11 protein-coding genes are annotated in these 16707 nt (G+C 40.7%); all 11 read left to right on the forward strand.

Features of this window, described 5'->3' with window-relative positions; genetic code table 11:
• The 11 genes from G5B43_RS15935 (at position 1) to G5B43_RS15985 (ending at position 16705) form a co-directional block, all read left to right on the forward strand.
• On the forward strand, positions 1-1272 hold the full coding sequence (locus G5B43_RS15935; RefSeq protein ID WP_165295797.1) for a glucose-1-phosphate adenylyltransferase: 1272 nt from the start codon (positions 1-3) through the stop codon (positions 1270-1272).
• Between the two features lie 182 nt (positions 1273-1454).
• Positions 1455-2735: a chloride channel protein gene (locus G5B43_RS15940; RefSeq protein ID WP_165295798.1), complete on the forward strand. Its 1281-nt coding sequence runs from the start codon at positions 1455-1457 to the stop codon at positions 2733-2735.
• Positions 2736-2886: 151 nt separating this feature from the next.
• Positions 2887-3471 (forward strand): RNA polymerase sigma factor, encoded by a 585-nt coding sequence (locus G5B43_RS15945; protein ID WP_165295799.1) that lies wholly within the window; start codon positions 2887-2889, stop codon positions 3469-3471.
• A 72-nt stretch (positions 3472-3543) separates the two neighbouring features.
• Positions 3544-4683, forward strand: coding sequence for a FecR family protein (locus G5B43_RS15950; protein WP_165295800.1), 1140 nt, complete (start codon positions 3544-3546; stop codon positions 4681-4683).
• 207 nt (positions 4684-4890) lie between these two features.
• Positions 4891-8373, forward strand: a complete 3483-nt coding sequence (locus G5B43_RS15955; protein ID WP_165295801.1) for a SusC/RagA family TonB-linked outer membrane protein — start codon at positions 4891-4893, stop codon at positions 8371-8373.
• Between the two features lie 28 nt (positions 8374-8401).
• Complete coding sequence (locus G5B43_RS15960) at positions 8402-10159, forward strand: RagB/SusD family nutrient uptake outer membrane protein (protein ID WP_240904891.1); 1758 nt, start codon at positions 8402-8404, stop codon at positions 10157-10159.
• Between the two features lie 25 nt (positions 10160-10184).
• Positions 10185-11336: an endonuclease/exonuclease/phosphatase family protein gene (locus tag G5B43_RS15965; RefSeq protein ID WP_165295802.1), complete on the forward strand. Its 1152-nt coding sequence runs from the start codon at positions 10185-10187 to the stop codon at positions 11334-11336.
• 15 nt (positions 11337-11351) lie between these two features.
• Complete coding sequence (locus G5B43_RS15970; protein ID WP_165295803.1) at positions 11352-13355, forward strand: DUF5689 domain-containing protein; 2004 nt, start codon at positions 11352-11354, stop codon at positions 13353-13355.
• 579 nt (positions 13356-13934) lie between these two features.
• Complete coding sequence (locus tag G5B43_RS15975) at positions 13935-14996, forward strand: fatty acid desaturase family protein (RefSeq protein WP_165295804.1); 1062 nt, start codon at positions 13935-13937, stop codon at positions 14994-14996.
• 370 nt (positions 14997-15366) lie between these two features.
• Positions 15367-16506 carry a DEAD/DEAH box helicase gene (locus G5B43_RS15980; RefSeq protein WP_165295805.1) on the forward strand — a complete coding sequence of 380 codons (1140 nt, stop codon included), beginning with the start codon at positions 15367-15369 and terminating at the stop codon, positions 16504-16506.
• A gap of 4 nt (positions 16507-16510) precedes the next feature.
• Entirely contained in the window at positions 16511-16705 is a 195-nt protein-coding gene (locus G5B43_RS15985; RefSeq protein ID WP_165295806.1) for a cold-shock protein, read from the forward strand.
• Positions 16706-16707 lie beyond the last annotated feature (2 nt).

The following is a 16707-nucleotide window of genomic DNA, read 5'->3' on the forward strand; positions in this document are numbered from 1 at the left end:
ATGGCACACAAAGTAGTATCGATTGTATTGGGAGGGGGCCGTGGAACACGCCTTTTCCCATTGACAGAACAGCGCTCTAAGCCAGCAGTTCCTATTGCAGGGAAGTATCGATTGGTCGATATTCCCATTTCTAATTGTCTGAATTCCGGATATAACAAAATTTTCGTTTTGACGCAGTTTAATTCCGCGTCGCTAAATCAACACATCAAGAATTCCTACAATTTCAGTATTTTTAGCAAAGGCTTTGTGGACATACTCGCTGCCGAACAGACATTGGAAGGAGACCGATGGTTTGAGGGTACGGCAGATGCCGTTCGACGTACGCAGAAGAATTTGGTCAATGTCGACTACGACTATGTACTGATTTTATCAGGCGACCAATTGTATCAGATGGACTATTCGTCGTTGATTGATTTTCACGTGGATAACGGTGGCGATGTCACAATAGCTACTATTCCAGTCAATGGTAAAGATGCAACGGGCTTTGGTATTTTGAAGGCAAATGAAGTCAATGAGATTACCTCGTTTACGGAAAAGCCAGACAACGAAGAAGTACTGAATTGGGCGTCAGAAGTGTCAGAAGATATGCAACGGCAAGGACGACTTTATTTAGCATCGATGGGCATTTACGTATTCTCAAAAGGTGTATTACGAAAAATGCTCGTAGAGAATCCAGGGATGGATTTCGGGAAAGAACTTATTCCAGATGCCATTGAGGCCCAAAAAGTATTAAGTTACCAGTTCGATGGGTATTGGACGGACATCGGAACCATCCGTTCCTTTTTTGATGCCAATATTGGATTGACGGATGATGTACCGGATTTTAACCTCTTTAACGAAACAGTCTTTACGCGGGCACGTATGTTACCACCCTCTAAGATTTCAGGTACAACACTGAACAATACCATTGTGGCTGACGGTTGCATCTTGAATGGTGACAAATTAGAACGATCTGTTATTGGGGTACGTTCGCGTATAGGAAAAGGAACGGTCATCAAATCCACCTATATGATGGGCGGAGATCATTATGAACATCTCGAAGAAGTCATCGCGCTAGGCAATACACAACAACCACCTCCGATAGGTGTGGGCGAGCGATGCTATATAGAAAATGCCATCCTCGATAAAAATTGCCGAATCGGAAATGATGTCCGTATAAAGGGTGGATTACATTTACCTGATGCTGATTTCTCGACGCATACAATACGTGATGGTATCGTGGTCATCAAGCGTGATGCGGTTATTCCCAATGGGGCAACAATTGGTTGTTAAATCCTTACAATCCAATAAATAACTTGAGAAGGCTTTCCAAAATTTTTGGAAAGCTTTTTTAGATAGATGTAGCAGTATTCTATATTTATTCCGTCCTTTGTCGAAAATAGCATTCATTCACTCGTGACACACGCAATTTATGCTATTCAGAAAAAATCAACAATATAGAAAAGAAAAGGTAAGTGGATAGAAATAAGATTATCAAGCAACATTACTGGAAACTTACAGTAGTTTCGCTAGGAATAGCTTTGGTTTGTTGTTTATTGGCCTATACATTAAAACACGCCACCGAGTGGGTAGAAATTCGAATGCTAGAGTGGATTTCCGATACAAATACGTGGTTTTTTCTGTTATTTCCAAGTATAGGCATTACGGCTATCTATTTTCTACGTAAATGGTTGTTCCACAACCGAAAGAATAAGGGGCTCACGGAAATTTTCAAAACGTTAGACGACAGAAAAGATCATCTCCCGTTATTTAAGATTCCGTCCCATTATGTCAATGGCTTTTTGACGGTTGTCTTTGGTGGTTCGACGGGGATAGAAGTATCCACTGTAGTTGCTACTGCATCTATTGGTAATGCTGTTTATGAAAAAAGAGGCGTCGCCAAGATGTACAAACGGGAATTGATTTGTGCTGGGGTAACTGCAGGTGTGGCGGTATTGTTCGGGAGTCCGTTTGCCGGTTGGCTTTTTGCTATGGAAGTAGTGGCTAGAAAATTCAATAAGACACTTTTTTTGGCATGCACCGCAGCCGCAATCACTTCCGGGGTATTTGTTCATTTTTTTGATAATCACCCGTTTTTCACCTATACAATTCAGGATTGGTATACGAGTGCATTACCTTTTTTTATCCTTTTAAGTGTGCTATGCGGATTCCTATCTATCTATTTCACCTTGTTGGTTACACGTGTTAAAATGTTTTTCTCACAGATCAATAATAACTTTATACGTGTCAATCTCGGCGCACTAATTGTCGGAGGACTAATTTTTTGCTTTCCGCTATTGTATGGCGATAGCTACCACGGTCTGAAAGGGGTGGTCGATACCGCAATGACGGGAGGACGGCTGTCTTTGGGAATTCTTTTTTTACTTGTCCTTCTGAAGCCTCTGGTAGCTTCCCTGACCCTCGGAGCAGGTGGAGATGGAGGAGTTTTTGCGCCGAGTATCGTCGCAGGTGCCTTATTAGGGCTAGGTTTTGCCATATGTTGCAATACGTTCTTTAGCACTAACCTTATTCTCATCAACTTCATTCTGGCGGGAGCAGCGGCAACGTTGTCGGCTTCGATCTATGCCCCATTTACTGCTCTCTTCCTAGTCTGCGGATTAGCTGCCAATGGGTTTGAATTGTTTTTACCTATTTTGATCGTATGTTTTGTTGCGAAATATGCGGCACAAAAGATATTGCCCTATAATGCCTATACGTACGATAGTTTTTTGGCCAAAGGGAAGGTGGTAGAATGAATTGTTTGTTTTTTATCATTCCAGACTTATATTTTATACTAAAATAAGATTCCCTTAACATCCTGTTCATATAAAAATATTTCTTTCGTATCGAAAAAAGATATATTTTTGGTCACAGATACACCGACCATTTTTAAACAAGTATGTTATAATGTACGAATCCTTTGAAGATAAACTTTTGTTGTCTTTCGTTCAAAAAGGTAAAACGGAAGCCTTCCGGGAGCTTTATGAACGCTATTGGGAAAATCTGTACGCACAGGCCAAGGCTATGACTTCTTGTGATGATACGGCAAAGGATATTGTACAAGAAATATTTGTGGAGCTTTGGGATAAAAGAGAAGATTTAAATATCCAACTGTCTTTGAAGGCGTATTTATACAAAGCCACTCGCAATAAAGTGCTGAACACCTATGTTCACCATAAGGTTCACGAGAAGTATATATTTTCCCTTGTTCAGTATTTTGAAGCGGGAGAAAACCAAACCGATTATCTATTGCGGGAAAATTTGGTGCGGGAACGGATTACCGAAGAGATAGCCGCCCTACCAAGTAAGATGCGCCAAATTTTTGAAATGAGCCGCAATGAACACAAAACCTATAAAGAAATTGCCGAAGAGCTCAATATCTCAGACAAAACGGTGAAGAAACAGGTCAGCAATGCGTTGAAGATACTCAAGTCTAAGTTGGAGATTGTCTTCTATTATGTTGTTTTCGTTGCATTAACTTTTCTCTTTTAAACTATTTTCATTTTTTTCTACTACCCGGATGGGGGGAATCTTGTCTCTTAGTCGTAAAGGATATAAATCCGTATGACAGAGAAAGAAATTCACGCATTAATAGGAAGATATATTTCCGGCGAATGTTCGCAGGAGGAAAGGGATTTTTTGGAGCGTTGGTACGCCAATGAACTTCAAAAGAGAATTTCTGAAACTAACGAAAGTGATCTTCGCACGGTAAAGGAAGAACTATGGGAGCGCATTGTTGATGAAAGGCCGGAAATTACAAAACGTAGGATTGCGTGGCGTGTCTGGGCGAGTGTGGCGGCGGTCTTGCTAGTAGGCTTTTTTGTGATCTACCAAAGTCAAGAAACGCAGCACACCTATAAGACACCAGAAGAAAAAATCGTAGCGCATCCCCAACATGTTATGCCTGGTGGAAATAAAGCCATATTAACCATGGGAGACGGCAAGCAATTTGTTTTGACCGATGAAGATGAAGGTGTGATCGAGGAGGGGGATGGTTTTGTTATCCGAAAACAAGAAGATGGGTTGGTTTCGTTTGAAATAATAGACCACCCAAATCATGTTGCTTCGATTAACAATACCATTGAAACACCGAAAGGAGGCATTTATCAAGTAGTACTGCCCGATGGTTCAAAAGCTTGGTTGAATAGTGCATCTTCTATATCGTTCCCATCCAACTTTTCCAAGGAAGAAAGAAAGGTATCCATTAAAGGAGAAGTATATTTTGAAGTACAAAGAGATGTATCCAGACCGTTTCGTGTTGAAGCTTCACGACAACAGGTTGAGGTATTGGGAACCAAGTTCAATATCAACGCGTATGCTGATGAACCCTATATCCGGACGTCTCTCTTAGAGGGTAGTGTTAGCGTCAAAGGGGCAGAGCGGGAACATGTACTGAAACCTGGTTTTGAAATGATAACGAACAAAAATGGAAAGGATAGAATAGCAAAAGCTGATATAGAAGCTATCATGGCTTGGAAAGAGGGGGTATTCCAATTTGATCGGGTAGAGTTGGGCGTGCTGATGCGACAACTAGCAAGATGGTACGATGTGGAAGTTATCTATACGGGTGCGTATCCAAAAGACGAATTTGTCGGTAAAATAAAAAGGAACGAGGACATTCAAAAAGTACTGGACATATTAACATACGGAAATATAGATGTTTCCCTTGAGGGTAGAAAACTAATGGTTGGACAAAAAAACTAAATGTATGAAAGGAACATAATAAAATAAAAAACGGTAGTACTGCCATACTACCGCTAAATAATCAAATAGTAAGATTGAAAAATCGGATACATCAATTCACTACTTAACTATATCAAAAATATGAATTTAAACGGTTTACGGAAAATACCTTTCCGTAAAATTTATTCTTCACAGATTTTTAGGGTTATGCGACTTACAGTATTATTTATGATTCTTGGAACATTTCTTTTGAGTGCCAAGGGTTATTCCCAGCATGTGAGTTATGAAGGTAGTAATGTTTCGCTAGAAGACGCGTTAAAAGAGTTTAGCCGTCAGACAGGATATTACCTTTTTTACAAACATAACGAAGTTAAAGGTTTTAAGGTCGCTCACATCAAGACGAGTAGAACAAACTTGGAACAAGCGATGCAATTATTATTAAAAGGCTTGCCTTTTGATTTTAATTTAAAAGAAAAGACTATTATCGTTAACAAAATCCATCAAACCAAAAACCAATCAGAATCTTATGTAGCACCTATTCAGCAACGCCCGATTTCGGGTGTCGTTCGCGACGAGAAAGGCGAAGTTTTATCAGGAGCCACCGTTGCGATTAAAGGCACATCGAAAGGTACGATGACAGGGGAAGATGGACGATTTGAGATCGTAGGAGAAAACGGACAGGTCTTAGTCGTCTCCCTTATAGGTTATAGACCGCAAGAGATAAGTATCGGAGATACCAAGGTATTTGGGATAGAGTTAGCAGAAGAAGTTGCCGATCTGGATGAAGTTGTCGTGGTAGGGTATGGTACGCAGAAAAAAGTGAATTTGACGGGAGCAGTAAGCCAGATTTCGGGCGAAGATTTTGAACAGCGTCCCGTTACCCAACTTAGCCAAGCATTACAAGGAGCTATTCCCAACGTTAATGTAACTTTCGGTTCGGGAAGACCGGGTACCAGTGGTGGTGTCAACGTGCGGGGAACCACTTCGATTAATGGGGGAGGGCCGTTGATTCTGATTGATGGCATCCTGGGAACATTAGATCGGGTCAACGTAAATGATGTAGAATCCGTTACGGTCCTAAAAGATGCTTCTGCCGCAGCTGTGTATGGAGCACGTGGAGCATTTGGAGTGATATTAGTGACGACTAAAAGCGCGAAAGAAGGTAAAACAAATATAGCTTATACGACTAATGTAGGCTATACCACCCATGCAGTAAATACTGATTTCATCACATCTGGATACTGGAATGCCCGAATCAATGATGACGCTATGTACAACGCCCTTGGATATGGAACTACACGCTATAGTGAGGAAGATTACGCTGAACTTTGGGCACGGGTTAATGATAAGACGGAACACCCCGACAGACCGTGGGTAGTTGTCAAACAAAATGCCAGTGGGCAAGATATGTACCGTTATTATGGGAATTTCGACTGGTTTAATTATTTATATAACGATAAGCGTCCAAAGCAGGAACATAATGTCACGATTTCGGGTGGAAATGATAAGACCCGATATTCATTAACTGGAGCTACTTCAAAAGAACAAGGACTTCTTAATATTAATCCTGACCACTTTAGAAGATATAACCTGCGAGCTAAGGTACAGAGTGAGTTGAAAGACTGGTTGACAGTAAGCAACAATACCCATTTCTTTAAGTCTTCCTACGATTGGCATGGCTTAGCTACCAATTTCAATGAGGTGTCAAACAATGTGAGCAACGACCCGATTTATCAGTACCATCCGGCGTATGTACCTCGAAATCCCGACGGTACATTGACAGGATATTCGGGGATCAATAGCTACCCCATTGGTTACGGTTTTCATAATGCCTTGGAAAGCGGTACAATGAAAGGCTATAACAATGGAACAGAAATGACCAATACGACAGAGGCAATATTCAAGTTGGCAAAAGGTTTGACCATGACAGCCAATTATTCATATCGAGAGTATCGAACGGATTATTCATATCGGTCTACCCCACAATATTATTCCAAATTTCCCGGTGTCATGGAACGTCATAATTTAGCCGCACTCAGTTCGGATCGATTGGACGAACATATGACCAAATTTTATTGGAACTTTATCAATATTTTTGGAAATTACGAAACAAACTTTGGTGACCACAATTTTAGTGTGACCGCAGGTTTTAACCAAGAAGACCGAACATATAAACGCATCGGCGGTATAGGTGATAATCTACTTTCCGAAACATTGAATGACTTAGATCTAGTCGTTGGAAATAAACAGTTTAAGGGTGGTGCCGATGAATGGGCGGTGCGCGGTGGCTTTTATAGATTCAACTATAATTTTGCCGAAAAATATCTTTTTGAGGCAAGTGGTCGTTACGATGGGACGTCGCGTTTCCCTAAACGTAGTCGATTTGGTTTCTTCCCGTCTTTCTCTGCCGGATGGCGTCTTAGCGAAGAAACGTTTTTCGATAACATACGCCCACTAATAGGTAATTTGAAGATCAGGGCGTCCTATGGATCACTTGGAAACCAAGAAGTTGATACATATGCCTATATCTCTTCTATGGGAACAGGACAAATTAATTACGGAGTCGATGGCCAACGACTTTCGGTAACGAACCACCCTGCCCCGGTAGCAAATACGTTGACATGGGAAAGCATCACGACCAGTAACCTTGGTTTGGATATAAATATGTTGAAAAACCGCTTGTCAGTAGAAGCGGATTTCTATATTCGGGATACACGTGATATGCTTAGTTTGGGACAGAAGCTGCCAGGTGTTTTCGGTGCGACCGAGCCGCGAGTGAATGCAGCCGATCTTCGGACCAAAGGATTTGATCTTACTATCGGATGGAATGATCAGTTTGAAATAGCTGGGAAACCCTTTTCCTATAATGTAAGAGGAGTATTGTCTGACTACGTAGCGCATATTACTAAATTTGAAAATCCCGACGGACATCTCAGTTCGCACTACGTGGGTAAGCGTTGGGGCGAAATCTGGGGATATACGTATGCCGGATTTTTTAAGACTACAGAAGAAGCACAGGCTTGGGCTTCCATCGTGAACCAAGACCAGATTAACCGTCGCAGGGTGCAAGCACCTACAGAAGAACTGCGCATGTTGCAGGCGGGGGACATTAAGATTATGGATATCAATGGTGATGGTGTTATCAACAGTGGAGCTAATACCCTGGATGATCCGGGTGATCGGAAAATCATCGGAAATAGTCTGCCACGCTACTCTTATGGGCTGACTTTGGGAGGAAGTTGGAACGGTATTGACATGACGGTTTTTCTCCAAGGTATTGGCCGCAGACATTGGTATCCGGATCCGAACAGTCAAGTATTTTGGTCGGTGTACTCACGTCCATACGATTCGTTTATTCCGGTTGATTTCCCAAGCAAAGTCTGGTCGCAAGACAATCCTAACTCCTATTTTCCATTTCTACGAGGTTATACGGCGCAAAACGCAGAACTATCCGTTGCGAACGATATGTATTTGCAGGATTTAGCGTATTTAAAGCTGCGTAATCTGACCATCGGGTATACGCTGCCGCAACAGTGGATGGACCGAATTAAGGTAAATCGGTTGAGGATATATGTGGGAGGTGAAAATCTGCATACATGGACAAAGTTGAAAACGGATTATCTGGATCCCGAAGAAGTCATGTCTGATCCCACTGGTCGAACGTATCCTATGGGCAAGATCTATTCGTTTGGCGCACAATTAACTTTTTAATCAAGTAAAACAGCATTAGAAATTAAAGATGATGAAAAAGACATTCCGTTATATTGCTTTAAGTATAATTGGTTTCGCGGTATCCTGCAATGACAGTTATTTAGAGCGCTATCCCTTGGCAGAACTCGCGCCGGAAAACTATTTTCGTAATGCACAAGAGTTACAGAACTATACTAATGCATTTTATAATGAGTTGCCTGATGCACTAGCTATACATTATAATAATCCACATCAAGCTGATGATGAGGCGCGTAATACCCTGCCGGATGAATTCCGGGGAACACGTATAACTCCCGGTAGTGGAGGTGGATGGTCTTGGGACGCATTACGTCGAATCAATATTTACTTGGAGCACTCCCATCAATGTCCGGATGAGCAGGCTCGGCTATTATACGATGGAATAGCGCGATTTTTCAGAGCGTATTTCTATTTCGATAAGGTAGTACGATTTGGTGATGTACCTTGGTACGAGAAAGCTTTGGGAACAGATGATGAAGAACTTCTGAAGCCACGTGACTCTCGAAAACTGGTGTTTGAAAAAATGTTGGAAGACATTGATTTCGCTATAGCCCACGGTAGACAGGAAAAAAGTGCACAATTGATTACCAAGTGGACGGCTTTAGCATTAAAGTCACGCATGTGCCTATTTGAGGGAACGTTCCGGAAATATCACGATTTGGGAAACTGGGAGGAAATTCTTCAGGAATGTGTAAAAGCATCAGAAGAATTGATGGAAGCAGGCGTATATAGCATTTATACGAGTAATCCAGATGCAGCGTACCACGAGCTGTTCATCGCAGAAAATGCCATAACGGAGGAGATGATCCTGGCACGGCAATATACGGAAGCTATTCCATTGATACATTCGGCTAACTTTTATATCCTTTCCGCTTCGTTCGGTAGACCTGGTATGCAAAAATCCTTAGTAGACAGCTACCTCATGAAAGACGGCAGCCGTTTTACGGACATTTCCGGATATAGAACGATGCAATTCTATGAAGAAACACAGAACAGGGATCCTCGCTTGGGACAAACTATCCGTACGCCTGGTTATAGACGGATCGGGAGTAACCAAGTGAGTGTACCGGACTTTGCTACCTGCGTAACCGGATACCAATATGTTAAATATGTTTTGTCTGCCCAGTATGACGCGGGGAGGAATATCAATGATATGCCGATATTCCGCTATGCGGAAGTACTATTAAACTATGCAGAAGCTAAGGCAGAGTTAGGTACACTCTCACAAGCAGATGTCAATCGTAGCATCAAACTATTGCGTGACCGTGTAGATATGCCTAATCTCGATATAGATATGGCCAATGCAAATCCGGATCCTTATCTCATTTCCGAATATCCAAATGTAGGAACTGGAGCAAATAGAGGTGTTATCCTGGAAATCCGACGTGAACGTCGCATTGAACTTGTTAAAGAAGGACATCGTTACCGGGATCTTATGCGGTGGAAGGAAGGAGCGCGGCTTGCCAAGCCTTTTTATGGCATGTATTTTCCAGGGGCAGGCGAGTATGATCTGGATCGGAATGGTACAGTCGACTTGGTTATTTATGAGGGTAGCGCACCTACTCCCATACCGGGCAGACAATATCAACGCCTTGGAGAATTGGTGTTGGAAAACGGTCGAAATGGTGGACGGATTATCAATTTGCCCGATATAACGAAGAAATGGGATGAGGGTAAAGATTACCTGTATCCGATACCATTAGATGAGATATTATTGAGTGAAGAAAATCTGGCCCAAAATCCGGGTTGGGATAAAACAGGAGGATAAGATAATGAAAACTAGGAATGATAAAATGAAAACAAAAATAAAGAATATTATGCCGCTTGCCTTTTTTCTATTTCTGATAACGGTAGGATGTAAGGGGGATATAGCGTTTGATCCGGGACCTTTTGCTCCCGGAAGTGGTGAAGATCGAACTTTATTGACTTTCCATGTAACAGACGAAGCGGGTAAACCTATTGACGGTGCTTATGTCGTGTCTTACCGAAGACTTGCACCAAAACATATTCGGGTGGGCGAAGGTTTCACAAGGGAAGATGGAGAAATACAGATCGAAGACGCAAGCCACACTACGACAGGATATGCAACCGTCGTCGCTCCGGGATACAATTCTAAGAAAATAGCGCTTAATATTGAACAAAAACAGAACAATAATATTGCTGTAACCTTAGCCGAACAGGATGTACTAAAAGTAATGAGTTATAATATTCAGGAGGGCTTTAAAAACAATGCCCAGTTGAGACAAGAATTTACGAATTGGGTGAAGCTGTACGACCCCGATATTATTTTGCTCCAGGAAATGATGCATTTTACAGATGCCTCCTTTGCCACGTTCGCCAAAGCCTATGGACATGATTATGCTGTTTTGACAAAAACGGTGGGTATCCCCACAGGTATCACTTCCAAAAAGGAAATTAAAGACATCCGAAAAGTGGTTCAAACCGGCGTATTACATCATGGCTATGTAACGGGTGAAACGTCTGGCATAAGAGTATTTTCTATTCATCTCTGTCCCTATGAATTGGATAATGAACGGAATGTCCATCAAATTGCTCGTAAAGACGAGATAAAAATCATTATGGATGATGCCGCTCTATATACCGACGTTCCGGTTATAATTGGGGGAGATTTCAACGATCACAATGAGTTTGACCGCGATAGTTATGGATCTGCATATCGATATGCGGGTAGAGACCATACTGTCACCAATACGTTGAAGGTATATAACTTCCATGATACGTATCCGTTGCTCAACAACGTGTTTAAACCCACATGGCCAGTAGATAACGTATCGTCGAACGGACCCAATGAAGGCGCTAGACTAGACTATCTTTTCGTAAGCAATAACGCTAAAAATACAGTAGTTTATGCTGATATTATACAGTCGACGTCTACCGATAAGTTTTCTGATCATTATCCAACATATATCGAAATAAAAAAATAAACAAATCAACCGATTATGCTAAATAAAAAATATTATAAACAGATATTGCCTTCTGTCTTTTCGGTGGCATCTATACTTCTTTTTCTTGCTACGATTATCGGTTGTAGCAAAGAGATCGAAATGGCCGATACGTTAGAAGTTAGCAATGTGAATCCTGTCGTTAAGGCCGACGGAGGTTCGATATCTATTGAAGTTTCTTCCAATACGTCTTGGAAAGTGGGGGAAATAGAGGCTGCTTGGCTAAAGGTAGAAAATACAGGGGGAACAGGAGACGGGCAATTACGTTTGTCGTGTGATGAAAATGACGCTGTTCAAGCCAGATCAGTAGAGTTTTTTATTGTGACGGTTAAGGATGGAAAATATCATAAAATCAAGCTCACACAATTATCTAGTGATCCTTTTCTTACATTAGAGGAAAATGAAATGGAAGTGGGATCACGGCCTAGAAACCATGAAATTAAATTAAATAGTAATATTCCATCGGAGGCAATCGCTGTAGAAATTATCTATGAAAAAGAGGAGAGCAGTGGCTGGGTAGTTGGTGTAAGTGTAGAACAGGAAGCCCTTAAATTCCAGACAACACGGAATACTTTGGACGAGGAACGGGTCGCAACCGTTATTCTGTCATATGAAGATACGGGAGACGAGGATATAGAAGTATGGGATAAAATATTCGTGACACAGATGGCTGCTGGGAACGACGGCCCGCCTGAACAGAAAGATTTTGGGTATGTCAACGGATTGTCTTTGGGCGGGATAGACGAAAATATATCGGTGATAGGAAATATCGTTTCCACCGGAACTTCCAAGAACTTCCGAAATAATACCTATATTATTCAAGACGAGAACAGTAGAGCGATAGCGTTTGAATCTGCTGAAAACCTTACATTCAATAAATATGATAAGGTGCATTTGCTTCTAGATGGTGCCCAAATCGCTTCATTTAAAGACTGTGGTGCCGAATATAGAATCATAAAGGGTATAAATGCAGCTAATGTATTGACACGTGAAGCTGATTTGAGCTTTGCTCCACATCGTTTGTATATGAGCGATTTGACAGAAGATCATCTATTGTCTGTAGTGACACTCAAAGATGTGGAATTTGCCATGCCACACGGTGGATATACCAATTTCCATGAATTCTATGTTACTCAATCGTATGCTGATTATGCAACGAGGCACTATCCCGCCCCAATAAGAGACATACAAGGAGGGACCATGTATCTCATTACAAACCGTGATGTTGAATATCGTCGGAAAAGCGTGCCTAAAGGTGCTGGTACTCTCACAGGCTTGGTGGTCAAAATAACGGAGAGCGCATATGGCAATTTGGGACAATACGCTATCCGCCATCTTGACGAATCCGATATTGCCATCAATCCAAATCGAGCAAATGGTTTTTCGAATGTATTGGTGGAATGGGAGTTCCAACCAACCACAGGGTTTCCCAATGGGACGCCTAACCTTCCGCCTACTACTGGCCCTGCGAATGCAACGCTTCAAAAAGATAACGGTACAGGGTTTTATGCAGGTAATACGTTGAACGGGATATATCTCATTGACAAATACAGAGGAGATAAACCCGGGGCTAATACTATTATTGCCAATTCTTCATATAACGTAAATTCGTGGGGAGCGGGTAGATACTGGATTATGGACAATGTATCTACATTAGGAATTACTTCGTCTCTTTCTTTACAGTTTGAAGCCGTCAGTATTAGTAGTACAGGCACCGGTGGTGGGCCTAGGGATTTTATGGTGGAATATTCGCTTGATGGCGACAACTGGAATCAAATTGTAGCCTATCAGCTTTCAGGACAAATTGCTGCAAACCAAGTACAGAATGTTACTGCTGGACTTAAGGTGTTCACGTATAATTTACCAGATGAGCTCCTCAACAAGCCAAATATTAAAATTAGGTTGTTGAATACCAATAATACTTCCGTAAATGGTGGTAGTATTGCTATTCCAGGGTCTACAAGCCGACTGGGGCATTTTTCTATAAGGTATAACAAGTAATTTTATAATCAAGATTGCAAAAAAAAATATATTTTTTATACAATATATTAGACACGCCAACGTTCTATATATGAGAGAAGCAAAAAAGTAAAAAGAGACGATCTTCAAAATAAACGCTTCTTTATGGAGAATGTATCTGCAAAGAATAAGCAAAGGGTTTATTCGAAAAAAGAAACATAGAAACAAGAAGAAACACAGAAACGGAAAAAAAAGATACGAAGTAAAGAGGCTAGAAAGGGTTCAGATAAAATCTGAACCCTTTTGCTTTTTATAGTAATTTAGAAATTATCTCTACAAAAAGAAATCCCGAAGCGGGGAGCTCCGGGATTTTCACTAACTAACCAATTATTAACCTAAATTATGAATTACTTATATAACGATGATCCGTGTCTTATGTTACATAGCATCAAGTGTATTAACAAATTTTAACACTTTAAAACGGCAATTTACGATTTAACATTCATTTAACTGTTAACTAGATAAATTGTGATGTATAACGCCTATCTTTACAAAAGAAACACTAGCCGATAGACTAGACATTAAAGACAACGAGATACAATACCACTTTTACAAGATCCAATGAGCTCATCCATTAAATTTAACAATGTCAACACATTGTTCTCAAAATCCCTTAAATTTAAAATCAACGATTATTTCAAGAGTACAGATAAGAAGAAAACGGGAAATAGACGAATATTTATCAAAGCAGCGGTGCTGTTAACTACTTTTGCGTTGTTATATGCCATTTTAGTGTTTATACAGCCTCATTGGGCTATAAGTATTGTACTCTGTGCTTTATTCGGTGGCAATCTTGCCGCAATTGGTTTCAATATTATGCACGACGCAGGTCACAATTCATTCTCGGACAACAAACATTTAAATACCGTGCTTTCCTATACGTTAAATCTATTGGGAGGCAACATATATTTTTGGAAACTTAAACATAACATCGCGCATCACACCTACACCAATATCGATGGCGAAGATCACGATATTGAAGTGAAATTCATGCGGATCCATCACGACCAGCAATTAAAAAAACACCACCGTTATCAATCGTTTTATTTTATCGTGTTATATGGTGTTTCCTATTTAGCTTGGATATTTTATCAGGATTATGAAAAGTATTTTAGGCAGAGGATGGGAGTAACTTCAGATAAATTCCATTTCCCACTTCGTGAAAGAGTCATCTTTTGGACAAGTAAGATATTACATTTTACTGCGTTTGTCCTAGTACCTATTATATATGTCGGTTGGTTACCTACGTTGATTGGATGGGGAATTGCCGGTGCTGTCTGTGGTATTAGTTTGGCAACGGTGTTTCAATTAGCTCATGTAGTATCTGGAACAGAGTTCAAGACAATAGATGAATCTAAGGTGGAAGAGGAGTGGATGGTTCATCAGATTCAATCAACAGCCAATTTTGCTACGAAGAATAACGTGTTAACATGGTTATTAGGAGGACTTAACTTTCAAGTGGAGCATCACCTTTTTCCGCGGATTAGTCACGTACACTATCCTGCCATCAATAAAATTGTGCAGCAAACCTGTAAAGAATACAATATCCAATATGTCGAATTCAAGTCTTTTAGACAAGCTTTTATGTCGCATGTCAGGGTTATTCAAGCGATGTCCAGATAGTAAGTTAATAATGCAAAAGATATATATTGATAAGCGATAGTTCAAAAAATAACGAAAAGTCTTTTATTTACAAATAATTAGCATTACCTTTGGTGACACAAGGCTCTGCCTACGCTCTTTCTGATTCGTTTAGTTTAACTTGCGATATCAATTTTAGCTTTTTCAGTTGCCATTTAAGTTATCATAAATATAGACAGCATTCGTGCTGATTGGCGTTGAAACCCTCCGATCTGAACATCTCGATATATTACTGCTAACAAACAAAATGCATTGTTCTACTGGGAACAAGCAAAGGCTTGTCGGGATATGCGATTGATAATCCGTCAACGTTATAAACGACGTTATGGAGTACAATCATAATTTTAAAGAAATGAATTTTAATAATTTTGGGATAATAGACCCTATTATAAGAGCCGTCAATGACATTGGTTACTCGTCGGCCACACAGATACAAGAACAAGCTATACCCCTTATATTGGACGGCAGAGATATCATCGGCTGTGCCCAAACCGGAACTGGAAAAACAGCAGCTTTTGCTTTGCCGGTACTTCAGTCGCTGGCATTAGATACTGATAAATACCGTATGCCGAGAGCATTGGTACTTGTTCCCACAAGAGAATTGGCAATACAAATCGACCAAAGTGTTGCGCAATACAGTAAGAATATCCGCATAAGTCGTTTGGCGATCTATGGTGGTGTTTCCCAAGTTGCACAAGTGGAACGATTACGTAAGGGAGTCGATATACTGGTTGCTACACCGGGTAGATTGATGGATTTGATTAACCAAGGACACGTAAGCCTTAGCCAAATTAAAATATTAATACTGGATGAAGCAGACAGTATGCTGGATATGGGCTTTGTACATGATATAAAACGTATCTTAAAGCATATCCCTCAGAAAAGACAAACATTATTCTTTTCCGCCACGATGCCTGATGAAATCCGGAAATTTGCCAATACCATGCTTCATAATCCGGCGGAAATCAATGTTTCTCCTGTATCGTCTACAGCCGAGAAAATTGTACAATCTGTTTCATTTGTTGAAAAGAAGGACAAGGCTGCTTTTTTAGCGGAGGTACTACGAGTTGGAAACGTAACACAGACCTTGATTTTTACACGTACGAAACACGGTGCGGATCGATTGGTCAGAATACTTGGTAGAGGCGGAATAGCTGCTGCTAGTATTCATGGAAATAAATCGCAGTCAGCTCGACAGAAGGCTTTAACATCTTTTAAAAACGGTGGTGTGAATATATTGATAGCTACCGATATCGCGGCTAGGGGGATTGATATTCAGGAGCTTCCATTTGTTATCAACTACGATCTGCCTGTCGATTCGGAAACTTACGTACATCGTATCGGCCGTACGGGAAGAGCTGGAAAGGAAGGGAAAGCACTTTCTTTATGTAGTGAGGAGGAAAAGCCAACACTTTTAAAAATTCAAAGATTAATCGGTTTTCAATTACCAATAACCGAAAAAAGAAATAATAATTTATCAATAAACAATTAATACAATGCAAGAAGGAACAGTAAAATTCTTTAACGTTACCAAGGGTTTCGGTTTTATTACACCAAGTAATGGTGGTCAGGACATCTTTGTCCATTCAACAGGTCTAGTAAGTGACGTACGTGAAAACGATAGCGTAACATTCGATGTTGAGCAAGGTAAAAAAGGGCTTAACGCGGTGAATGTTCGCGTAGCGAGATAATG

The organism is Sphingobacterium sp. SGR-19 (assembly GCF_011043555.1).
In the GTDB taxonomy this organism is placed as follows: Bacteria; Bacteroidota; Bacteroidia; order Sphingobacteriales; family Sphingobacteriaceae; genus Sphingobacterium.

What these genes read in the sequence shown, in the direction of transcription:
- G5B43_RS15935 (WP_165295797.1), top strand. Translation starts at nt 1, where the DNA reads ATGGCACACAAAGTAGTATCGATTGTATTGGGAGGGGGCCGTGGAACA.
- G5B43_RS15945 (WP_165295799.1), top strand. Translation starts at nt 2,887, where the DNA reads ATGTACGAATCCTTTGAAGATAAACTTTTGTTGTCTTTCGTTCAAAAA.
- G5B43_RS15950 (WP_165295800.1), top strand. Translation starts at nt 3,544, where the DNA reads ATGACAGAGAAAGAAATTCACGCATTAATAGGAAGATATATTTCCGGC.
- G5B43_RS15955 (WP_165295801.1), top strand. Translation starts at nt 4,891, where the DNA reads ATGATTCTTGGAACATTTCTTTTGAGTGCCAAGGGTTATTCCCAGCAT.
- G5B43_RS15960 (WP_240904891.1), top strand. Translation starts at nt 8,402, where the DNA reads ATGATGAAAAAGACATTCCGTTATATTGCTTTAAGTATAATTGGTTTC.
- G5B43_RS15965 (WP_165295802.1), top strand. Translation starts at nt 10,185, where the DNA reads ATGAAAACAAAAATAAAGAATATTATGCCGCTTGCCTTTTTTCTATTT.
- G5B43_RS15970 (WP_165295803.1), top strand. Translation starts at nt 11,352, where the DNA reads ATGCTAAATAAAAAATATTATAAACAGATATTGCCTTCTGTCTTTTCG.
- G5B43_RS15975 (WP_165295804.1), top strand. Translation starts at nt 13,935, where the DNA reads ATGAGCTCATCCATTAAATTTAACAATGTCAACACATTGTTCTCAAAA.
- G5B43_RS15980 (WP_165295805.1), top strand. Translation starts at nt 15,367, where the DNA reads ATGAATTTTAATAATTTTGGGATAATAGACCCTATTATAAGAGCCGTC.
- G5B43_RS15985 (WP_165295806.1), top strand. Translation starts at nt 16,511, where the DNA reads ATGCAAGAAGGAACAGTAAAATTCTTTAACGTTACCAAGGGTTTCGGT.